Source organism: Butyricicoccus pullicaecorum DSM 23266, from assembly GCF_900167005.1.
Taxonomy (GTDB): Bacteria; Bacillota; Clostridia; order Oscillospirales; family Butyricicoccaceae; genus Butyricicoccus; species Butyricicoccus pullicaecorum.
The window spans coordinates 50,825-73,101 of sequence record NZ_FUXW01000001.1; the positions used below are offsets into that span (position 1 = coordinate 50,825).

A 22,277-nucleotide genomic window follows, 5' to 3' on the forward strand; every position below is an offset into this window, starting at 1 on the left:
ATGAGCTTTTTTACTAACGCTATCGACGTTTTGCAGACTCTGGTCATCGCCCTGGGCGGCGGCCTGTGCGTGTGGGGCGGCATCAACCTTCTGGAAGGTTACGGTCAGGACAACCCTGCCTCCAATGTTCATGTGTGGTAAAGTAACACATAAGAATTTGATAGACAGCAGCCACATTATTCCTTAAAAATAAAAAACTATTGACTTATGTACGAAATCGGATATAATAAGAATGTACGAAATCAGACATATAAAAGGAGGAGGAAGATTTTGCACTATTTAGAAACGGGACAATACACCTATTTAGCAGGAGAGATCAACGCTTTATACCACGAAGTGGCTGTAAAAATGGGTATTTCAGATAGCGTTCAAAATATTCTGTATGTCCTTTGTGAGAAAGGCGGACAATGCCTGCAAAGTGAAATCAGTAAGCTTACAGGTATCAGTCGCCAGACAATCAATTCAGCCATTCGCAAATTAGAAAAAGAGGAAATTGTCTATCTGGAACAAGGGAAAGGCAGAAATACCATTCTCTGTCTAACGGAAAAGGGAAAGAAATTTTCAGCAGAAAAAATAATGCCTTTGCATGAGATTGAGAATAAAATCTGGAATGAATGGACGGCGGAGGAACAACAGCAATATCTGACGCTTACAAAAAAATATCGTGACGGATTAAAAAAATATCTGGAAGCCATGTTATAAAAACAAAAATCAAAATCTTTTGAAGGGAGGTGGCTTGATGTCGGCAGCAGTATAATAAGGGGATTATCACACTTGATATTGTCCCCTGTTTGAAAAACTATTTTGAAAATGAGAGGACAATTTGATATGGAAAAAACACAAAAATGGAAATCACAGTTTATGATTGTAGCATTGGGACAGGCAGTTTCAATGTTGGGAAGTCACGGTGTTCAGTTTGCTCTGATTTGGTGGCTTGCCGAAAAAACATCTTCGCCGTTAATGCTGGGAATATCAGGACTTGTTGCCTATCTCCCAATGACCTTATTCAGTCCGCTGGCTGGAATTGCGGCTGACCGTTATAACCGAAAATTTATCTCTATTTTTTCGGATATGGCAATGGGTGCAGTTGCACTGATTTATGCAGGACTGCTGTTCTTTTTTGACCTGCCTGTGTGGACAGTATTTGTTATGCTGTGTGTGAGAGGAATTGGAAGCACATTCCAGCAGCCGGCAATACAGTCGATCATCCCGCAGCTTGTACCAAAAGACCAGTTAGTAAAAACAAATGGGTGGATGCAGCTTCTCAATTCCGGCTCATTTTTATTGGGACCGGTAATCGGTGCGTCTTTGTATGCGATTTTCCCGATGTCGGTCGTTTTAATGAGTGATGTAGCAGGAGCAATTTTAGCAAGTATTGCGTTAGCTGTTGTTAAAATCCCAAAACTTGAAAAAACAGCGCAAGAAGAACAGCATTTTATCGCAGAGATAAAAGAAGGATTGCAGGTATTCAAAGAAGATAAAAAATTGTTTTATGTCGTGATTGCAGAGGCTCTTTGTATGTTCTTCTATGCGCCACTATCTTCCTTTTATCCGCTCATGACAAGTGACTATTTTAAATTATCGGCAATGTATGGCAGCGTTGTGGAATTGTCTTTTGCAATCGGTATGATGGCATCTTCCCTTTTATTTTCCAGTGTGCTGAAGATAAATCGTAAAATCAGAGTTTCGTTCATCGGTTTGTTTGGAATGGGAATGATGTCGCTGCTTTGCGGTATCATACCGCCTACTTATGTAGGCTGGTTTTTCTTTGCGGGAGGCTGTATCTGCTTAGGGGCTTCTGGTAATGTCCATACAATCCCATTGACTGCCTATATGCAGGAAACCATATCCCCTGAAAAAATGGGGAGGGCATTTTCGGTACTTACCTTAATTTCTTCTGTTACAATGCCGATTGGCTTGCTTTTCAGCAGCCCGATAGCAGAAAACGTAGGTGTAAATGTTTGGTTCTTCATATCCGGTTTGTGTATCATGATTCTTACTGCTGGTATTTTAATCCGCTATTCTTCAAAATGCGGAAAGGAGAAAAGTTGATCCGTGAATTTCAAATGTGAGCATTAGGCCCCCAGGGCACTCACTCTTGCAAAAGGCCCTCATCTTTCCGGGTACTCAAAAGGTGAGCATTTGGTACTTGGGAAAAACATTGCTCACGACATGAAATCTGGTGCTGAAGGTGCTCACTTTTTTGGGGCCCTTTTGCTCACATTTTCGTTTGACAAACACACCATACGGAGTATCATTAAAGGATCTGAAAAGGTCTGCTGATGATACTCCGCATTTTTTTATTTCCAAGTTTATTATAGAGATCTGTGCGGGGGCGTAGCTTAATGCTACGCCTTTTCTCGTTTCCAAAAGAATGTCCCGCTCGGGGATTTTCCGGCAATCCGGTACCTCAAAGGATCCAATGCAGTTTTGGTGATTCTGTTCTCCTTGACCGCAGGACAAACCTCGATGTACTGAATGAGCTCGGCAGCCGTGCGTTTGGTGATGGAGCTATTTTAAAAAAAGCTTAAAATTTGTTAAAGCTGCTTGCAAATCGACGGGAATATGCTATAATTAGGACAAATTTTGCGGCCAAGGCCGCATGGGAGGTTGTTATGAACAAAAAGATTCCCCCGCTACACAGCTTGACATGGCTGTGGTGCAGCTTATTCGCATACAGCGTGCTGTTTGGGTTACTGCAAAAACTTTTGTCTTCTGTTCCCGGCTTGCCGGAGGGTATCGTGCTGCTCCTTAGCTGCGCGGTGGCATCGGCGATCCCCCTGCTCTGGTCCTCACTAGTGAGCGGCGAAGCCCCTCACTTCTCTTCCCAGAAGGCCTCTTTGGGCACGCTGGTTTTTCTCATAAGTGTGGCGCTGAGTGGAAATCTTGCCGTCATGGTACTTACTCCGGTTCTAGAGCGGGTGTGGAACCTGGTTGGCTTCACCGCCCAAGCGGCGGCAGTGGGAGAAGAAATCGCCACACCGCTGCTGGCAATATATATTTGTATAGTCGGTCCTGTCCTTGAGGAACTGATCTACCGAGGAGTGGTGCTGCGCCGCTTGCTGCCAGGGGGGGCGCGGCAGGCCATTTTACTGTCGGCCCTGTGCTTCGGGCTGATGCACCACGATCTCTATCAGGGGTTGTCCGCCTTCTGGTGCGGATTGATTTTCGGCTATGCGGCCCTGCACTACGGATTGGGGACGTCCATCGGACTGCACATCGCCGGAAACAGCATTGCTGTGGCGCTGCCGCTACTGCGCCAGGCGGGCACTCCTGGTGCCCTGGCTACCTTGGCTCTGGTGTTTGTCTCGGTGGTGATCGCAGTGACAGGAGGGATCCGCCTGCTGCTGAAAAGACGGGGACGGAAGCGCGAGAGAAGTCAGGCCGGCGGGAGTAGCGGCGTGTGGAGCAATCCCGCCCTGTGGATGCTGCTGGCCTTTGACACGGTTTATCTCGTTGTGGCCTCATTTACTCACCGCTGAAGTAGTATTTGGATAAAAGCCTTGCTTACAAGCCGTTGATATTACTGGATTTTCACAGATTCTTGAATGCCACTTGGACCATGCGCTATGCGCAGAAAGAAAAAAAGAATATACTTAATCTTGCTGAAGAAGGATACGGAGATAAAGAATGAGCGCCATCATCATTTCGGTGATGGCGCTCATTTTCAGTAGCAGTAGTAGGCGCTGTGGGAATGTGTGTAAACGGTCAAAGGGGCGGAGCTGTGGGAAACAATGTTTGCGGGCTGTGGGAAAGCTTACAGCTTTTCCATCGGGCCGTGAATATTTGTTTTCCATCGGTGAAGCGGCCGTTTTCCACATTTCCCACAGCGGAAAATAGCATGATAGCATACTTGTATATTGCTTTTCTGCAAAAAAAAATTTATAATGCATTATGGTTAGTTTATGCTAACCTCAATTTCGAATCACGGAGGCGGTTATGGGAATATTAAAGGCTTTTTTCAACAATACCCGCAAGCCGAAAGGATTGCTGGGCAGGTGCATGGTGGGCAGCATGAATCATGCCCATGCTGCCCTCGCGGATTGGGGCCTTAGCCATTTGCCCGAAACAGGTCCCACCGAGATTGCGGAGTTGGGCTGCGGTGGTGGGCGGAATATCCGAGCCCTTTTACGAAAATATCCTGCTGCGACTGTCACCGCCTTAGACTATTCAGAAATATCTGTGGAAAAGGCCAAGAGTGTTAACCGCAAGGGGCTGCAAGCCAGCGCTGCCGTATCATACAGGGAGATGTGTCTTGCCTTCCCTTCGAGGATGGTGCATTTGATTTGGTGACCGCATTTGAAACGGTATATTTCTGGCCTGGTCCTACGGAGAGCTTCCGGGAGGTGTACCGCACTCTGCGGCCGGGCGGCATCTTTCTGATCGTCAATGAGTCGGACGGAGAAGATCCCCACGCCAGCAAGTGGCTTTCTGTCATTGATGGGATGAGGATCTTCGATGGAGACCAACTTGCCCGTTTTCTCACCGAGGCAGGTTTTTCTGAGATCATCATAAATCGGAATGCAAAAAAGCATTGGCTCTGCGTTCTGGCGATGCGGGAAAACAGCAGCCTTTTGGAAAACGAAGAACCGAGTGGCATCTCATAAAAAGCGGCAAATGGTGCGGCTGAGCACAGCATTTGACTTACTATTCAACTATTGGGATGCTTCTGATGAAGTGTACCGTATATGCTGGAACCAGCGAAACGGACTTTAAGAAGAATGGAGGGACAGAAGATGTGGAAATACACAATCCAAGTAGACGGCATGATGTGCGGTATGTGCGAGAGCCATGTGAACGATGCGGTGCGGAAAGCCTTTCCGGTGAAGAAGGTCACCTCATCTCGGAGTAAAAAAGAGACTGTGGTAATCACGGAAACGGAACTGGATCAAGAGGCTTTACAGGCGGCTATTTCCGCTACTGGCTATGATGTGGGGGAGATTCGGAAGGAGTCTTGGCAGAAGAAAGGGCTGTTTGGCCGATAAGTATCTGAGACACAGATCAATAGAGGGGAGGCAAGCGGATGCTGGCAGAATGTTTATCAGAACAGGGGGAATGGACCCAAGTGATGCCTGGTGCGCGGGCCTGCTTGTTTTCTCTGTGCGAGAGGACACTTCCTCTGCCCCTTCGGCTGGAGCCTCTGCACTTTGAGGTATTGTTCTGCCTCGCTGGAGGAATCACCCTGACCCGGCGGGGTGGGTCGGTTCTGCGGCTCGGTACCCGGCAGGTGCTTCTCCTCACCGACATTTCCCATCTGACCGATGCCAGAGTGGAGACCGGCTTAAAGGGTGTGCTGGTGGCGGTGGACGCTCGGGGTGCCCGGGCGAGTCTAAAAGCCATTTGTGACCTGCTGGGCGGTTTGGCCTTGAACACGGAGCAAGTGCGGCGGTGGATGGCCAGCCGGGGCGGCTGCGCCGTGGAGGGTTCCTCTCCCTGGAGCCAGGCGGCCTTCGCTGACCTGGATCGTTTGCCCCAGAGCGAGCGGGCACGCTGGTGCGTGTGGAAGTCGGTGGAACTGTTGTATCTGCTATCTGCCCAGGGGGAACCAGCGGCGGAAATGGCCCCGGTGCTGGATCAGGAGCTGACCCGGACCCTGGCAGAAACCCGCCGATACATGGAGGCGCATCTGGACGAACCTCTCTCCATCTCGACCTTGAGCCGCCGTGCCTGCCTCTCTGCAACTACATTCAAGGAGGGGTTCCGTCGCCTGTACGGGTTGCCGGCCCACACCTGGCTGCAGCAGCGGCGGATGGAGCGCGCGGCGGAGCTGCTGCGGGACTCCTCCCTCAGCGTGCTGGGGGTAGCCCAGTCCGTGGGATACAGCAGTGCCAGCCAGTTCTCCGCCGCCTTCCGGCGGCAGTATGGTATGTCGCCGACCGTGTATCGAAAAATGTCTGAACCGGCACAACACCGTCCGATTGGGTGATACACGGGGCATCCCATCTGCTATACTATTTCAGCACACAGCGGGACGCGTTTGTTTCCGAGCAGGAGGAGATCGCAATGAAACAACATCGCTTCTGGGCCTGGGGCGCCGTGATCTGCATGGTCATGGTGATGATTACGGGCTACAAACACAAATAAGCATAGAGCGAAAGGAAAGGTTCCCATGATGAAACACTATGTCAGACTGGCCTGCTTTGTAGGCGGCGCCCTGTTTGGCTCTGCCGGCTTAAAACTGCTTACCAGCAAAGATGCCAAGAAGGCTTATACTCACATCACTGCCGCAGGTCTGCGGATGAAGGAGAGCGTAATGGAGACCGTTACCTCTGTTCAGGAGAACGCCGCCGACATTCTGGCCGCTGCCAAGGACATCAACGAGGCCCGGGACGCCAAGGAAGCCGAGGCTCAGGTGGAAGGTCAGGAAGCCTAAAAACTGCGGAAGGGAGCCGGAAAACGGCTCCTTTTTTCATGAAAGGAGACTTGCATGAGAGCAACCATCGTACACGAGAGCCGGAGCCGGATGCGTCTGCGGCTCCGGCAAAAAAACATGACGATCCGCCAGGCGGATCTGCTGGAAACCTGGCTGAAGGGACAGCCCTGGATCCGGGAGGCCGTGGTCCATGAGCGCACCTGCTGCGTCATCGTGACCTATACGGGAGACCGGGAAGCTGTCCTCTCCGCCCTCGGCGCGTTCACCTGGGCCGGGGCGGAGTCGTCTGTCACTCTGTCCGGCCACAGCACCCGGACTCTGAACCGAGAGTTCCAAGAGAAGCTGGTAGGCAAGGTGGCGGTGAAAGCAGCCGCTGCCCTGTTTTTGCCCGCCCCGCTGCGGATCGCCCGGATTGTTTGGCACATGATCCCCTTTCTGCACAGAGGTCTGCGCTGTCTGGGACATCGTCAGATCAAGGTGGAGATGCTGGATGCGTTGTCCATCGGGATCTCCGTCTGCCGCAGGGACTTCGGTACTGCCGGCACTGTCATGTTCTTGTTGGAGATCGGTGAACTGCTGGAGGATTGGACACGGAAAAAGTCCGTAGCCGACCTGGCAGAGAGCCTGTCTCTCCATGTGGATCGGGTATGGCTGAAAACCGAGGCTGGTGAAGTGCTCACCCCTATCGGCCAGATCAGACCCGGCGACCGGGTCGTGGTTCGAGCCGGAAGCGTCATCCCCCTGGACAGCGTGGTGGCGGAGGGAGAGATCACCGTCAACCAGGCATCCCTCACCGGCGAATCCGTCCCCGTGGCCAAGCGGCCCGGCGGCGCGGTTTATGCCGGCACTGTGGTGGAGGAGGGCGAGTCCGTGCTGGAGGTAAAGCAGGCCTCCGGCCAGAGCCGCTATGACCAGATCGTGGAGATGATCCAGCGTTCCGAGCAGATGAAGTCCGCCGCCGAAGCCAAAGCATCCAACTTGGCAGACAAACTGGTACCCTATACCTTTGCCGGCAGCCTGGTGAGCCTTGCACTCACCAGGAACTTGACCCGGGCCTTGTCGGTACTTATGGTGGACTTCTCCTGTGCCCTGAAACTGGCCATGCCCCTGGCGGTGCTCTCTGCCATGCGGGAGGCGGGGCGGGAGCACATCACGGTCAAGGGCGGCAAGTTCCTGGAGGCTGTGGCCAGCGCCGATACCATTGTCTTTGATAAGACCGGTACCCTCACCCATGCCTGCCCCAGGGTGGCCCGCGTCATCCCCTTCAATGGTATGGAGGAGGCGGAGATGCTGCGTCTTGCCGCCTGTTTGGAGGAGCATTTCCCTCACTCTATGGCAAACGCTGTGGTAGAGGAGGCCAAACGCCGGGGGTTGAGCCACGAAGAACGCCATGCTAAGGTGGAGTATCTGGTTGCTCACGGCATTGCCAGCTCAGTGGATGAAGAGCAAGTGTGCATTGGCAGCGCCCACTTCATCTTCGAGGACGAGAAGTGCGTGATTCCCGAGGGTGAGGAAAACAAATTTGATGCCCTGCCCCCTGAATTCTCCCAGCTCTATCTGGCCATCGACGGGGTGCTCTCCGCCGTAATCTGCATCTCCGATCCTCTGCGAGAGGAGGCGCGGGAGGTCCTATCTGCCCTAAGAAATCTGGGCGTAAAAAAACTGGTGATGCTGACCGGGGACAGCCCCCGTACCGCCGCTTCCATTGCGGAGCAACTGGGGGTAGATGACTTCCGGGCCGGAGTTCTCCCGGCGGATAAGGCTGAGTATGTGGCTGCTATGCGGCGGGAGGGGCACACCGTACTGATGGTGGGGGATGGCATCAACGACTCTCCGGCCCTCTCTGAGGCGGACGCCGGCATCGCCATCAGTGACGGGGCGGCCATTGCCAGGGAGATCGCCGACATCACCATTGCTGCCGACAGTCTGTGGGAGCTGGTGCGCCTGCGGCAGCTGGCCATGGGCTTAATGTACCGCATCCAGAACAACTACCGCTTTGTCATTGGGTTCAATGGGGCGCTGATCGGTCTTGGCGTGGCAGGCATCCTGCCTCCAACCACCTCCGCCATGCTCCACAACCTGTCTACTCTTGGAGTAAGTTTCCATAGCATGGCTGCTCTGCCCCAGAAAAAACAAAATAAAGTTTCCTGACAGAGCCCAGCGCGTATGCGCTGGGCTCTTTTTGTATTCCACTTGACAAACTACCGCCGCAGTCGTATTATAACAGTGTTATATAACGCTGTTATGAGGAGGAGTCCTATGGAAGAAAAATCTAATGTCACTCTGGAAAAAATCCAAGAGGCAGCCATGAGCGAATTTCTGGACAAGGGCTTTCAAGGGGCTTCTCTGCGGCAGATTGTAAAAAATGCCGGGGTAACTACTGGTGCGTTCTACGGCTATTTCTCCAGCAAGGAAGCACTCTTTGCCTCCATCGTGGAGCCACACGCCGCCGCTTTGATGGGGCGGTTCATGGAGGCGCAGACTTCCTTTTCTGAACTGCCGGAGCAGGAGCAGCCGGAGCACATGGGGCTGGAGTCCAGTCAGTGTGTCCATTGGATGCTGGACTATATCTGCGATCACCGGGAGCCGGTGAAGCTGCTGCTGTGCAAGGCCGAGGGCACCAGCTACGAGCACTTTGTCCACAACATGGTAGAGGTGGAGGTGGAGTACACGCTCCGTTACATGGATGTTCTCCGCCGCCTGGGCCGGGAGGTCCCGGAACTGAGCCAGTCTCTTTGCCACATCATCGCCAGCGGAATGTTCAACGGCCTTTTTGAGATCGTCGTACATGATATGCCGAAAGAGCAGGCCCTGCGGGATGTAGAACAGTTCCGAACTTTCTACACGGGTGGATGGCTGAAATTGATGGGGGGATGACCCCTATCTTTTTTGAATATTAGTTAGTTATTACTAACTTGAAGAAGGAGGTTTTTCCATGAAGCAGAAGAAAAAGAGTGATGTTGCGGTCCTGCTGGACTACGCAGGCAGTCACAAGGGGCTGACCTTCCTGGGGCTGGCCCTGTCGGCGGTGTCCATGCTGTTGAGCATGGCACCCTACATTTGTATCTGGCTGGTGGCCCGGGATCTGATTGCCGTAGCGCCGGACTGGACCCGGGCGCAGGACATCGCACAATACGGCTGGCTGGCGTTTGCCTTTGCGGTGGCCGGCATCGTCTTGTACTTTGCAGGATTGATGTGTACCCATCTGGCGGCCTTCCGCACAGCGGCTAACATCCGCAAGCAGGGCGTCGCCCATGTGATGAAAGCCCCTCTGGGCTTCTTCGACTCCAACGCCTCTGGTCTCATCCGGGGACGGCTGGATGCGGCGGCGGCCGATACCGAGACCCTGCTTGCCCACAATCTGGCGGACATCGTAGGCACCATCACCCTGTTTGTGTCCATGCTGGTGCTGATGTTCGTCTTTGATTGGCGGATGGGCGCGGCCTGCCTGCTGGCGGCGGTGATTTCCATGATTGCCATGTTCTCCATGATGGGCGGCAAAAACGCCAAACTGATGGCAGAGTATCAGGCAGCCCAGGATCGCATGACCAAGGCGGGCACCGAGTATGTCCGGGGCATACCGGTGGTCAAGATTTTCCAGCAGACCGTTTATTCCTTCAAAGCCTTTCAGGAGGCCATTGAGGATTACAGTTCCAAAGCGGAGCACTATCAGGGCGATGTGTGTCGTGTGCCCCAGTCCATCAATCTGACCTTTACCGAGGGCGCTTTTGTGTTCTTGGTGCCTGCGGCTCTTTTCCTGGCTCCCGGAACTCTGGCCGGCGGCGACTTTGCGGGATTTATTACAAACTTCGCCTTTTACGCAGTGTTCTCCGCCATCATTTCCACCGCGCTTGCCAAAATCATGTTTGCCGCATCCGGTATGATGCTGGCCAGTACTGCGCTGGGGCGCATTGACCAGGTCATGTGCGCCCCGGAACTGAAAGTGCCTGAACACCCTCAATCCCCCGGAAGCAGCCGTGTAGAATTTGAAGATGTGAGCTTTACTTACGACGGGGCCCAGACCTTCGCCCTCTCCCATGTGTCCTTCACAGCGGAGCCGGGACAGACCGTAGCCCTGGTAGGACCCTCCGGCGGCGGCAAGACCACCGCTGCCAGCCTGATCCCCCGCTTCTGGGACGCCACCTCCGGCGTAGTGAAGGTGGGCGGCGTAGATGTGCGGCAGATCGATCCCCATGTACTCATGGATCAGATCGCCTTTGTGTTCCAGAACAGCCGCCTATTCAAAGCCTCCATTTTGGAGAATGTCCGGGCTGCCCGTCCCAACGCCACCCGGGAGCAGGTGCTCTCGGCGTTGAAGGCCGCCCAGTGTGAGGACATTCTGGAGAAACTGCCCCAGGGCATGGACACCCTGATCGGCTCCGAGGGGACTTATCTTTCCGGCGGCGAGCAGCAGCGCATCGCCCTGGCCCGGGCCATCCTGAAGGATGCACCCATCGTGGTTCTCGATGAAGCCACCGCCTTTGCTGACCCTGAGAACGAGGCGTTAATCCAAAAGGCGTTTACCGAGTTGACCCGTGGCCGCACCGTTATCATGATCGCTCATCGCCTGTCTACTGTGGTGGGTGCGGACAAGATCCTGGTGCTGGAGGAGGGACGCATCGTGGAGCAGGGCTCCCATCAGGAGCTGACTGCCGCCGGCGGCCTCTATGCCCGGATGTGGGCGGATTACAACAAGGCGGTCCAGTGGAAAATCACCAGCGAACAGTGAGAGAGGGGTGAAGAATATGTTCAGCAAAAACTTTCAGAGGAAATATGCCCTCACCGACCAGGGCGTAAAAAATGTCAAAAAGGGAGCCTTCTGGACGGTCATCGTCAACCTTGTCGTCATGGGCGGCATGAGCATCCTGTATCTGCTGATGTACGGCCTGATGGGAACCTTTACAGACGACCAGCCGCTGCCCAACGCAGCCCTCCTGCTCGGGCTGGTGGTTGTATTCCTGATCCTTTCCTTTGTGACTCATCTTCAGCAGTACTACGCCACCTATGGACTGGTCTATAACGAGGTGAGATCCACCCGTCTCAGTCTGGCGGAGCGGCTGCGCAAACTGCCTTTGGGCTACTTCGGCAAGCGGGATCTGGCGGATCTGACCGAGACCATTATGGGCGATGTGAACCGCATGGAACATGTCTGGTCCCATGTGCTGGGCTATCTGTACGGGGCCTATCTCTCCACGGCGATTATCGCGGTGTGCCTGCTGGTGTATGACTGGCGGCTGGCCATCGCCTGCCTGTGGGGTGTGCCGGTGGCCTTCGGTCTGCTGTTCGGCACCCGGAGGATTTCCGCCCGGACCTCTGAGCGGACGAAAAAAGCTGCGATCCGCGTCTCCGACGGCATTCAGGAAGCTCTGGAAAATGTACGGGAGATCCGCGCCACCAATCAGGAGGAGCGCTATCTGGCCGGGCTCAATCAGAAGATCGACGACCATGAGAAGGTCACCATCCAGGGCGAGCTGGGGACCGGCATTTTCGTCAATGCGGCCAGCGTCATCATGCGCCTGGGGGTAGCTACCACCATTCTGGTGGGAGCCGGCCTGATTCTTTCCGGGCAAATTGACTTCATGCTGCTGTTTTTGTTCCTGCTGGTTATTACCCGCGTGTATGCGCCTTTTGACCAGAGCCTGGCTCTCATCGCTGAGATGTTTGTGTCCCAAGTATCCGCCGACCGCATGAACGAGATCTACGACACCCCCACGGCTGAGGGTGCAGAGGTGTTTCAGCCCAAGGGCTACGATATTGAGTTCGACCATGTGGGGTTTGCCTATGACAAGAAAAAAGTGCTGGACGGTGTGAGCTTTACCGCCCGGGAGGGCGAAGTGACTGCCCTGGTGGGTCCTTCCGGGTCCGGTAAGAGTACCTGCGCCCGACTGGCTGCCCGGCTGTGGGATGTAACAGAGGGAAGCATCAAGGTAGGCGGCGTGGACATCTCCACAGTGGACCCGGAGGCATTGCTGACCGATTACTCCATGGTGTTTCAGGATGTGGTGCTTTTTGACGACACGGTGATGGAGAATATCCGTCTGGGCAAGCGAGGCGCCACCGACGATGAGGTGCGGGCCGCGGCCGAGGCCGCCAACTGCGGGGAGTTCATCTGCCGCCTGCCCCAGGGATATGATACCCCCATCGGGGAAAACGGCGCAAAACTCTCCGGCGGAGAGCGACAGCGCATCTCCATCGCCCGAGCGCTTTTGAAGAACGCCCCTATCGTCCTGCTGGACGAGGCCACTGCCAGCCTGGATGTGGAAAACGAGACAAAGGTGCAGGGTGCGCTCTCCCGCCTGTTGGCAGGCAAGACGGTGCTGGTTATTGCCCACCGGATGCGCACCGTGGCAGGAGCCGACCACATCGTAGTGCTGGAAAACGGCCGTGTGGCCGAGCAGGGTACGCCTGCGGAACTGATGGAGTGCGGAGGCCTCTACCGCCGTATGGTGGAACTCCAGAGTGAGAGCGCCCGTTGGCAACTGGGCTGATTATTTCATTTATTCGAGTTCATTCGATTTTTCCTTCGGGAGTACAACATCCTCTGACCGTTCCAGATAAGATACGGACGTTTTGGTTGAGGGTGTCGTACTCCCGTTCTTTCTGTTGAGCCTTCCTGTATTCCGATTGCAGGGCGGTCCTTCTGGCGGTGAGTTCATCCATTTCGGCCCGGAGCCGTTGGGCGGCGGGCAGGGGTACGGCGTTCAACCGTTTCAGCTCCCTTGCCGCCGCCTCGAACAGGATGATCTCGCCCTCATGCCCCCGGAGGAACTTCTCCTTGTCTCTGGACTGGCGGTATTCCTCATACAGGGGCCGGAGCTGGCGGTAGGTGGCAGCGTGTTTCATGGTGATGGTCAGCCGCTCCATTTCCTTTTCGGTTGCTCGGAGATCCGCCTTTACCCTGGCGGTGGCGGCTGCCGCTCCATCGCACCGCTCGGACAATTCCTCTAAACTTCCAATGCCATGCTCCGTCAGGAAGTTCAGCGTTTCCGCTGCCCGCTTTAGGTTCTCAATAGTTGCCCAATGTTTGTAGCCGGCACTCTGCTGGGCTTTGATATTGTTCTGGATGTCGATGAGCAGGCTGGGCCTCCCGGTGCGCTGTTTCGGCTGGCGGTAAGGACTGGGCTTGCCAGCGATCCGGGAGGTCAGGGCTTCCTCGGCGTAGTCGGCGCCCAGGGTTTTCAAACGGGTGAACCGCTCCTGACCCGGAGCTCTGGCAGATATGTACTTGCCCCGTTTCAGTTCATACCCTTCCCGCTGGAGGCGGCGGAGCAGGTCCTCCAGGTCGGTGCAGCCGGGCAGAAGCCGGTCGATGGCGGAGCGGAGCTTCGCCTTATAGCTGGTGCCGTTCTGTTCCGCCTGATGCTCAATATAGCTCTTGCCCTTGTCTTGGCCGGGGACAATGACGGACAGGCCATGCTCTTTACAGATACGGTCGCTGGTACGGCGGATTTCATGGTAGCTTCTCTTGTTGGAGTGGTAGTGCCGGTGGTCCTGGAAACTGACCGCATTGAAGATCAGGTGATTATGGACGTGATCCCTGTCAATGTGAGTGGTGAGGACAAATTCATATTTGCCGCCCAGGACCTCCCGCGCCAGTTCCATGCCGATCCGGTGGGCTTCCTCCGGTGTGACCTCCCCAGGCTCAAACGCCTGGATGAGGTGGCGGCCCAGGTTCGTTCCCTTGTCGATGGCGTGGCGGCGGGTCCAGGCAAACTCAATGTCGGCGGTCTCTGCGGTGCAGCCGAAGGAGGACACCAGCAGTTTTCCATCCGTCTTGTCGGGATTGCAGATATAGTCAATGGCCGCTTTCAGCGTTGACTTAATAGGATGTGTCTTTGTAACTGCCATATCTGCTCCAATCTCTCCCGGATTTCCTCCATGTCGGCCTGATAGGTAGGGCCTCCGGCGTTGACCCGCTTGGCGATCTGATTGATGTTCCGGCCAATGGAGCCCAGGGCTTTTGTCATTTCCTTAATGTCGGTGGTGTCCACCTGGATGATATATCCGTCAATCGCCATCTTGCGCAGATACGCCCCATACCTCTTTGTAGGAAGCTGAGCCATTTTCTCGTCAATGAGCCGTTTCTCCTCCTCTGTGACCCAGAATTTCATCTGGATATTCCGCTTTCGATTTGCCATGCCGCACCGCCTCCGTTCTCATAAGGGTCTGGGACTATCCCAGCAAGCATTTTTGTGTTTAGGGGCAGGGGGTCCCCCTAAACCGAAAATCCACCAGTGGGTACTCACTGGCTGTGCTTGCTATCGTAACCTTTCCTTCGTTCTCCCCCCTATCAATACTACAATTTGAAACGGAGATTTTGGCTGGTTACTGAGAAGAAATCTAAAGTAAAAGCGGTATTATTGCCTTTAACAGGTGATAATACCGCCTTTACTTTTATCTGTTCTCCAAATTCTTTGACCGCCGGTATTCCAGCGGCGAGAGGCCAAACTGCTTTTTGAAAACTGATGCAAATTTGCTTTGATTCATATAGCCGACCAGCTCTGCTATTTCTGCAACGGACAATCTTGTAGAAGTCAGTAACTCTGCAGCTTTTTTCATTCTGACTTCTCGTAGATAAATAGATATATTTTGCCCAAAAACGCCGCGGAAGTAATTTTTTAAGCTGGTTTCGCTAACAGAAAACTGCGCGGCAAGTTCCCAGGCCGGATGATGTTGACGCAGATCAGAAGTAATGATCCTTTCTACCCGCTTTGCAATATCTACCTGTGTTTCTGTGAAAAAAGTGCAGGCTTGTGATGGCGGTATGTCGTTGATGTTTTGCAATAGAGAAAACAGTGCTAATGTGTATATTTTCATTTGTGAAATCGAATATGGGACAGGAATATCAAATAATCCCCAAAGTTTTGTTAATATTTCTTCGCCCTCGGGGAGAACAGATGAAATATAGGTGCCCCCTTCAGGACAAAAGCGGTCAACAATTCTATGAAAGTCAATGGCAAATTCCTTTTGCACCCATGTGCTTTGTTCTGTCAGGGTATCAATATCAACAAAAAATTCCATTCCTTCGTATATGCGGCGGGGATAGACATATTGTTTTTGAGCAAAGCGTTCTGTTAGAGAGATTTCACCGTCCTTTACATAAACAAAGTTTTCGTTGTTCAAAATCATTTCGCAACGACCAGTTACACAGTAGTTTACAAGTAATGGGCCTTTTTCTACGGAGCCATTTCCGCAAAAATTCGGCGCTGTCCAAGTGGGTGAATTTACAAAGATGTAAGCAACAGTAATTCCAGGAAAGAGCGGGAAAAAGGTCATGGAGCCCTTTCCTTCTTTCCCGTTCAAGAGCAGCTCCGCGCTATAATTGCTGCGCTTTAGTGAAATCCCAGGTATTTCAATATATTTTCTAATAATATCATCAATCTTCATTTTTTGCTCCTGTCATTCGATTGCCCGCTTCATAGCTTTGGATTTTAATTATATTATAGAATTGCGAACGAAGTCAGTCAATAAAAAAACTCGTTGCTGTTTGGAGCCAAAAAGATGATTGGTTGTAGAGAGCTACTGCTAACTATGGTATCTTATAGAGAGGTTAGAAAACGCTAACCAGCAAATGAATGGAGGTATTCGTTATGAGTAACAAGTTACAAGCAAAAGACCTGATTAACCTCGGCCTGTTCACCGTTCTCTACTTTGTGATTGGCTGCTGTGTCGCCATTCCCATCGGCTTTGTACCTATCTTTTTGCCGATCCTCGGAGCATTGTGGTCTTTGATTACCGGCATCCCGTTCATGCTGTTCCTGACCAGAGTTAAAAAATTTGGCATGGTTACAATTATGGGAATTTTAAGCGGCCTGCTGATGGGGCTGACTGGCATGGGATTTTGGGGCGTACCGATGGGCGTGATTTTTGGGCTGCTGGGAGATCTGATCTTGAAATCCGGCGGTTATAAAAGCGCCAAGAAGAGCCTGATCGGGTATGCGGTGTTCAGCCTTTGGATGGTTGGTACATATATCCCCATGTATTTCATGGTTGAGGATTCCTGGGCCAGTTTTGCGGCCAGCTTTGGTGAGGAATACGCTGACAGGGTAATGGCTGTTATGCCTATGTGGAGCATTATTCTGGTAATCGCCGGAATCTTCATTTTTGCGATCCTGGGCGGACTTTTAGGTAAGGCGCTTCTGAAAAAGCATTTTGCTAAAGCGGGCATTGTGTGATGAACGGGCTATCATTTTCAGCAACAACCGAAAAAAGAAAAGGAATCCTGCTTGATCCCCGGACAAAGCTCATTCTGCTGCTGACGATTACAACACTGATGTTCAGTACCAGTAACGAAGGAATTATGAACATCGTCAAGCCGTGTCTAAGCCTTGTCCCCTTTGCTCTGATTTTGTCGGAACGCCGTTTCAAAACAGCAGGAAAATATCTGGTGCTATATGCGGTTTGCTTTATACTGGAACGGATTGCCCTTACGAGTTTGAGCGGATTACTCTCGTTCATCGTGCTGGCAGTGACATCTATCATGACGCGGTTTGCGCCCGGCATTATGACAGGTGCCTATCTGATCTCATCCACTTCGGTCAGTGAGTTTATCGGCGCAATGGAGCGTATGCACATCACGGAAAAAATCGTGATTCCAATGTCTGTCATTTTTCGCTTTTTCCCAACCATCAGCGAAGAATATCAGGCCATCCGGGATGCAATGAAAATGCGGGGCATACGATTCGGCGGGAAAAATCCTTTCCTGATGGTGGAATATCGCCTTGTTCCTTTGATGGTGTCCGTTGTGAAGATTGGTGATGAACTTTCTGCTGCTGCGTTGACACGGGGGCTTGGAGCCCCCGTTAAACGTACAAACGTGTGCCAGATCGGTTTCCATGTTCAAGATTTGATTGCGATTCTGTTTTGCGTTATCTGTTTTGCCTTGTTTTTGTTTCAGCAGCAGATTTCTTTTTGACGGAAGGGGGTGAACCTATGATACGGATTGACCATGTGACTTTCTCTTATGGAGAAGAAAACGAGAACGCTGGTGGAGTCTATGATATAAATCTGACCGTAGAGGACGGTCAATGCGTCGTACTTTGCGGCGAAAGCGGCTGTGGAAAAACGACAATTACCAGGCTGATCAACGGTCTGATTCCCCATTACTATGAAGGAAAAATGAATGGAGAAGTGTGGGTAAATGGGGCAAAGGTTTCGGAACAGCCCCTTTATGATACCGCGAAAACGGTTGGCAGCGTGTTTCAAAACCCCCGCTCACAATTTTTCAATGTGGACACAACCAGCGAAATCACATTCGGGTGTGAAAATCTCGGCCAGCCGGAGCAAAGTATTCGGGAACGATTAGATAAGACCATCCGGGATTTCCGCCTGGAGAAATTGATGGGACGCAATATCTTTCATCTCTCCGGCGGGGAAAAGCAAAAAATTGCCTGTGCCGGGGTATCCATCATGGAGCCGGATGTGCTGGTTATGGATGAGCCGTCATCCAACCTGGATGCTTCCTCTATCCTCGATCTGAGAGCAATACTTGCGTTTTGGAAGTCGCAGGGGAAAACAATTATAGTGTCAGAGCATCGGCTCTACTATCTGCGCGGTCTTGCGGATCGTTTTATCTATATTACCGGCGGAAAGGTGGAAAAAGATTACTCCGCAGCGGAGTTTGAGAGCCTGACGGAGCAACAGAGAGCCAAGTTGGGGCTGCGTACCTTTATTCTTGAAGATTTGTTGCCGCCGAAAGCATTGCCCCAGGCCGGTCAGCAAATGGAACTTCGCAATTTCTGCTTTGCCTACAAAAACGAACCGGAAACGCTGCACATCCGGGAAAGTAAAATCCCCGCAAATCGTATTGTCGGGATCATCGGGAATAATGGAGCTGGAAAGTCCACCTTCTCCCGGTGTTTCTGCGGCCTTGAAAAGCGCTGCGGTGAGGTGATCTGGAACGGCAGAACTTATCGGCCTAAAGACAGACTAAATACCTGCTACATGGTGATGCAGGAAGTCAATCACCAGCTTTTCACGGAAACTGTGCTGGATGAAGTCCTGATCAGTATGGAGGAGGAAAATCAGGAGTGGGCTGAGGAAATCCTTGCCGAGTTAGATTTAATCGGCTTCAAAGACAGACACCCTATGTCCCTTTCCGGCGGCCAAAAGCAGCGGGTAGCAATTGCCTCGGCAATCGCATCCAAGCGTTCTATCTTATTTTTTGACGAACCGACCAGCGGTCTTGATTACAAACACATGAAAGAGGTTGCCAATGTCTTGAAACAAGTCAGGGATGCAGGCATTACCTTGTATGTCATTACCCATGATCTTGAGCTGCTTTTAGATTGTTGTACGGATATTGTCCATTTTGAGGACGGTTCCATCATCGACAAATTTCAAATGGATGAGGCCGGTCTTGAAAAAATTAGAAACTATTTCATAAAGGGGGTATCTGTAAAGTGAAAGAAGAAAAGAAGGAGTCACCCATAGGCGTCTTATGGGGATGGGGCAAACTTTATCATGGAAAATTCATCGGCAGCATTATCCTTGCGGTATTAGGCGTGGCTTGCCAGATGGTGCCCTATTTCTGCGTGGCGCATATTGTCACACTGATGCTGTCGGGAGAGCAGGATTTTTCCAGTTATATGACGGCCTGTATCGTTGCATTGTGCGGTTATTTGGGAAAGGTTGTTTTCGCCAATCTTTCAACAGTCATTTCTCACGCAGCAACCTATTACACGCTGCGCGATCTGCGGGAGAACATTACCGAGAAACTTGCCCGTGTGCCAATGGGGACGATTTTGGATACGCCCTCTGGACAGTATAAAACGACGATTGTTGACCGGGTGGAGGGAATGGAGCCGACCTTTGCACACCTGATCCCGGAAATGACCGCAAATGTGCTGGTTCCCATTGTGATTGTCGTGTACCTGCTTATTCTGGACTGGCGTATGGCGCTTTTGTCCCTTGTCACTCTCGTGGTGGGCCTTGTGGTTATGTCCGCCGGTATGAAAAACTATCCCGTCAAGTGGGAGGGCGCAGTCAAGGCGGGCAAGCAGATGGCAGACGCCATCGTGGAATATATCGGAGGCATTGAGGTGGTGAAAGCGTTCAGCCAATCCGCCGGTTCCTACAAAAAATATTCTGACGCGGTGAATTACAACGCCAACTACTATGTGGACTGGATGCGGGAAAATCAGAAAACCATGAGCGCCTATAACGCCATCCTGCCCTCGGTGCTGATCTGCGTACTGCCCTGCGGCTTTGTGTTCTGGCTCTCCGGAAGCCTGGAACTTTCCACCTTCCTGTCCATTGTGATTTTCTCTCTGGGCCTTGTTGGGCCGATTATCGCGGCGTTCACCTTTACGGACGATCTGGCTGTACTGGGGACAAATGTGGAGGAAATCAGTCAGCTCCTAAACGCAGAGGAATTGAACCATAAAGATACGCCGGTCAAATTGGCGGACACAAGCATCTCCCTGGGCCATGTGTACTTCTCCTACGATGGGGAAACAGAAGTCTTGCATGATGTGAGCCTGACCATCCGGCCCGGCACCATGACCGCTCTTGTGGGGCCGTCCGGCTCCGGCAAATCGACGGTGGCAAAGCTGATCGCCGGGTATTGGGATGTCACCTCCGGCAGCATTACGCTGGGCGGGTATGAGCTGAAAGATATTCCGCTGGATGAGATCGCAGACCAGATTTCCTATGTGTCCCAGGACAACTACCTGTTCAACCGCAGTATCCGGGAAAACATCCGTATGGGAAAGCCCGGCGCCACAGATGAGGAAGTGGAACAGGCTGCCAAACAGAGCGGCTGCGATGCCTTTATCCGAAAACTGGACAATGGCTATGATACGGTTGTCGGCAGCGCCGGTTCCCACCTCTCCGGCGGGGAGCGTCAGCGGATTGCGATTGCCCGCGCCATGCTGAAGAACGCGCCGGTTGTCATTTTGGATGAGGCAACTGCCTACATTGACCCCGAGAATGAGGCACTGGTACAAAAGGCCATTTCCGCTTTGACCGTCGGCAAGACCCTGATCGTGATTGCACACCGGCTGTCCACCATCACCGGCGCGGACAATATCGTTGTTGTGAAGGATGGAACCATCCACGCACAGGGTACGCATGAGAAACTGTTGGAAACCTTCCCCCTCTATCGGGATATGTGGCAGGCGCATATTGGCGCGAAAGACCAGATGTAAGGGGGTGTTGTCAGATGTATGGAACATTGAAAAAAGTCTTTGCCTTTGCAGGCAGCAAGAAGGGGTTGCTGAAGAAATCCCTGCTGTTTGCGTTTTTGTCCGGGCTGTTTTCTGCCTTGCAGTTTGCCGCTCTCTTTGTAGTGATCAGCGCGCTGGTATCTGACAACCGGGACAGCAGTGTAATTTGGATTTCGCTGGGGATCATGGCCGTATCTCTCATTGGGCGCATCATCACGACCTATTTCTCCACAATGGAGCAGACGGAAACCGGCTACTGCATGGTAGCGGAGAAGCGCATCCACATCGGAGATCGCCTGCGCTACATCCCGATGGGCTACTTCAACAAGAACAGCATCGGGAACATCACGGCCATTGTCACCACCACTTTGGGCGATGTAGAAAACTCGGCTGCCCGTGTCCTGGTATCTGTGCTGGGCGGCTTTTTTAACTCGGTGGCCCTTGTCATCGTCCTGCTGATCTTCGATTGGCAGATTGGCCTTGTGGCCGCTGCCGGTGTCCTGCTTTACCTCGCTGCGGCAGAACTGGCGCTCCGCAAGTCAGCGGCTCTGAGCGGTGTGCGCCAACATACACAGGAGTCCCTTGTGGAGTCCGTGTTGGAGTACATCCAAGGCATGGGGATTGTCAAAGCCTTTGGCCTGGAACGGGACAGCACGCAATCCATCGGCGGTGCCATTCGGGCAAGCTGCATGGATAACCTGAAACTCACAAAGGCCAGCGTCCCTTATGACGCCATCAAGCAGGTGGTTGTCCGGGTGTTCAGTGTCCTGCTGCTGTTGGCATCGGTTTGGTTCTGGCTGAACGGATCGTTGTCGCTGGCCTACGGCCTGATTTTGGTGATCGCCTCTTTCATGGTGTTCAATGATCTGGAAAACGCCGGAAATATGGCTTCTCTGCTGCAAATGCTGGCGGCTTCGATGGATACGGCGAACTCCATTGACGATACGCCGATAATGGACGAGGAAGGCACCGATATTACGCCGAAGTCCAGCGAGATCGTATTTGACAAGGTGGATTTTTCTTACGCAGACCGCAAAATACTGGATCAAGTCAGCTTTACCATCCCGGAAAAGACAACAACGGCGATAGTCGGCCCCTCTGGCGCTGGCAAAACAACTATGTGCAATCTGATTGCCCGCTTTTGGGATGTGAACGCCGGGAAGATCACCATTGGCGGTACGTATGTGCAGGATTTCAAACTGGACAGCTTGATGAAGAATATTTCTATGGTGTTCCAGAACGTGTACCTCTTTGTCGATTCGATTGAGAACAACATCAAGTTTGGCTGCCCGGACGCCACCCATGAGCAAGTGGTGGAGGCCGCAAAAAAGGCTTGTTGCCATGACTTTATTTCCGCTCTGCCGGATGGCTATAACACTGTGATCGGTGAGGGCGGCGGGACTCTGTCCGGCGGTGAAAAGCAGCGTGTCTCCATCGCTCGCGCCATGCTGAAAAATGCGCCCATCATCATTCTTGACGAGGCCACCAGTAGCGTTGACCCGGAGAATGAGGACGAACTGCAGAGGGCGATTGAGGCACTGACCCATGACAAGACCATTATTATGATTGCCCACCGTCTGAAAACCGTTCGGAACGCCGACCAGATTCTCGTGCTGAATGACGCCCATATTGTCCAGTGCGGCACTCATGCGGAGCTGATCCAACGGGAGGGCTTGTATGCCGACTTTGTATCAGCCAGGCAGGAGGCCATCGGCTGGAGACTTACTCAGTAAAGGAGG

At 52.6% G+C, this 22,277-nt stretch carries 21 protein-coding genes and 1 pseudogene; 18 read left to right on the top strand and 4 right to left on the bottom strand.

Annotated features, from left to right (window positions below; genetic code table 11):
- The 4 genes and pseudogenes from B5D52_RS00250 to B5D52_RS00270 all read left to right on the top strand — a co-directional run.
- Positions 1-123 (top strand): annotated as a pseudogene (locus B5D52_RS00250) (Maff2 family mobile element protein); the annotation flags it as partial.
- A 147-nt stretch (positions 124-270) separates the two neighbouring features.
- A complete protein-coding gene (locus tag B5D52_RS00255; RefSeq protein WP_016147933.1) occupies positions 271-702 on the top strand; it encodes a MarR family winged helix-turn-helix transcriptional regulator in 432 nt (143 codons plus the stop codon).
- Positions 703-828: 126 nt separating this feature from the next.
- Entirely contained in the window at positions 829-2,052 is a 1,224-nt protein-coding gene (locus B5D52_RS00260; protein WP_016147932.1) for an MFS transporter, read from the top strand.
- 563 nt (positions 2,053-2,615) lie between these two features.
- Entirely contained in the window at positions 2,616-3,482 is an 867-nt protein-coding gene (locus B5D52_RS00270) for a CPBP family intramembrane glutamic endopeptidase (RefSeq protein WP_016147931.1), read from the top strand.
- Positions 3,483-3,596: 114 nt separating this feature from the next.
- Here the strand turns inward: B5D52_RS00270 and B5D52_RS16280 are convergent, their stop codons facing one another.
- Entirely contained in the window at positions 3,597-3,797 is a 201-nt protein-coding gene (locus B5D52_RS16280) for a hypothetical protein (RefSeq protein ID WP_143287932.1), read from the bottom strand.
- A gap of 142 nt (positions 3,798-3,939) precedes the next feature.
- Between B5D52_RS16280 and B5D52_RS16765 the strand changes: the two genes are divergently transcribed.
- The 9 genes from B5D52_RS16765 (at position 3,940) to B5D52_RS00310 (ending at position 12,861) form a co-directional block, all read left to right on the top strand.
- On the top strand, positions 3,940-4,293 hold the full coding sequence (locus B5D52_RS16765) for a class I SAM-dependent methyltransferase (protein ID WP_016147930.1): 354 nt from the start codon (positions 3,940-3,942) through the stop codon (positions 4,291-4,293).
- Complete coding sequence (locus B5D52_RS16770) at positions 4,251-4,607, top strand: class I SAM-dependent methyltransferase (protein ID WP_413813314.1); 357 nt, start codon at positions 4,251-4,253, stop codon at positions 4,605-4,607. Before B5D52_RS16765 ends, B5D52_RS16770 begins: the two co-directional genes overlap by 43 nt.
- Before the next feature lie 129 nt (positions 4,608-4,736).
- Positions 4,737-4,985, top strand: a complete 249-nt coding sequence (locus tag B5D52_RS00280) for a heavy-metal-associated domain-containing protein (protein WP_016147928.1) — start codon at positions 4,737-4,739, stop codon at positions 4,983-4,985.
- 38 nt (positions 4,986-5,023) lie between these two features.
- Positions 5,024-5,926 carry a helix-turn-helix domain-containing protein gene (locus B5D52_RS00285; RefSeq protein ID WP_016147927.1) on the top strand — a complete coding sequence of 301 codons (903 nt, stop codon included), beginning with the start codon at positions 5,024-5,026 and terminating at the stop codon, positions 5,924-5,926.
- A gap of 183 nt (positions 5,927-6,109) precedes the next feature.
- On the top strand, positions 6,110-6,373 hold the full coding sequence (locus tag B5D52_RS00290) for a DUF6110 family protein (protein WP_016147926.1): 264 nt from the start codon (positions 6,110-6,112) through the stop codon (positions 6,371-6,373).
- Between the two features lie 54 nt (positions 6,374-6,427).
- Complete coding sequence (locus tag B5D52_RS00295; protein ID WP_016147925.1) at positions 6,428-8,524, top strand: heavy metal translocating P-type ATPase; 2,097 nt, start codon at positions 6,428-6,430, stop codon at positions 8,522-8,524.
- A gap of 108 nt (positions 8,525-8,632) precedes the next feature.
- Positions 8,633-9,250 (top strand): TetR/AcrR family transcriptional regulator, encoded by a 618-nt coding sequence (locus B5D52_RS00300; RefSeq protein ID WP_016147924.1) that lies wholly within the window; start codon positions 8,633-8,635, stop codon positions 9,248-9,250.
- A 58-nt stretch (positions 9,251-9,308) separates the two neighbouring features.
- Positions 9,309-11,102, top strand: a complete 1,794-nt coding sequence (locus B5D52_RS00305; protein ID WP_016147923.1) for an ABC transporter ATP-binding protein — start codon at positions 9,309-9,311, stop codon at positions 11,100-11,102.
- A gap of 16 nt (positions 11,103-11,118) precedes the next feature.
- The gene (locus B5D52_RS00310; RefSeq protein WP_016147922.1) at positions 11,119-12,861 is read left to right on the top strand and encodes an ABC transporter ATP-binding protein; all 1,743 of its coding nucleotides are present in this window, start codon (positions 11,119-11,121) and stop codon (positions 12,859-12,861) included.
- Between the two features lie 19 nt (positions 12,862-12,880).
- On the opposite strand, the gene B5D52_RS00315 is transcribed toward B5D52_RS00310, so the two are convergent.
- The 3 genes from B5D52_RS00315 to B5D52_RS00325 form a co-directional block, all read right to left on the bottom strand.
- Positions 12,881-14,221, bottom strand: coding sequence for a relaxase/mobilization nuclease domain-containing protein (locus B5D52_RS00315; RefSeq protein ID WP_016147921.1), 1,341 nt, complete (start codon positions 14,219-14,221; stop codon positions 12,881-12,883).
- The gene (locus B5D52_RS00320) at positions 14,182-14,511 is read right to left on the bottom strand and encodes a plasmid mobilization protein (protein ID WP_016147920.1); all 330 of its coding nucleotides are present in this window, start codon (positions 14,509-14,511) and stop codon (positions 14,182-14,184) included. Before B5D52_RS00320 ends, B5D52_RS00315 begins: the two co-directional genes overlap by 40 nt.
- A 256-nt stretch (positions 14,512-14,767) precedes the next feature.
- On the bottom strand, positions 14,768-15,760 hold the full coding sequence (locus tag B5D52_RS00325; protein ID WP_016147919.1) for an AraC family transcriptional regulator: 993 nt from the start codon (positions 15,758-15,760) through the stop codon (positions 14,768-14,770).
- Between the two features lie 203 nt (positions 15,761-15,963).
- Here B5D52_RS00325 and B5D52_RS00330 point away from each other — a divergent pair, with 203 nt between their 5' ends.
- The 5 genes from B5D52_RS00330 to B5D52_RS00350 are packed head-to-tail and all read left to right on the top strand — an operon-like array spanning position 15,964 to position 22,271.
- Entirely contained in the window at positions 15,964-16,548 is a 585-nt protein-coding gene (locus tag B5D52_RS00330) for an MptD family putative ECF transporter S component (protein ID WP_016147918.1), read from the top strand.
- Entirely contained in the window at positions 16,548-17,288 is a 741-nt protein-coding gene (locus B5D52_RS00335; RefSeq protein ID WP_016147917.1) for an energy-coupling factor transporter transmembrane component T, read from the top strand. The genes B5D52_RS00330 and B5D52_RS00335 overlap by 1 nt, the downstream gene beginning before the upstream one ends.
- Before the next feature lie 17 nt (positions 17,289-17,305).
- Positions 17,306-18,778, top strand: a complete 1,473-nt coding sequence (locus tag B5D52_RS00340; RefSeq protein WP_016147916.1) for an ABC transporter ATP-binding protein — start codon at positions 17,306-17,308, stop codon at positions 18,776-18,778.
- Positions 18,775-20,520 carry an ABC transporter ATP-binding protein gene (locus B5D52_RS00345; RefSeq protein ID WP_016147915.1) on the top strand — a complete coding sequence of 582 codons (1,746 nt, stop codon included), beginning with the start codon at positions 18,775-18,777 and terminating at the stop codon, positions 20,518-20,520. Before B5D52_RS00340 ends, B5D52_RS00345 begins: the two co-directional genes overlap by 4 nt.
- Before the next feature lie 14 nt (positions 20,521-20,534).
- Positions 20,535-22,271 (top strand): ABC transporter ATP-binding protein, encoded by a 1,737-nt coding sequence (locus B5D52_RS00350; protein WP_016147914.1) that lies wholly within the window; start codon positions 20,535-20,537, stop codon positions 22,269-22,271.
- Positions 22,272-22,277: the final 6 nt, after the last annotated feature.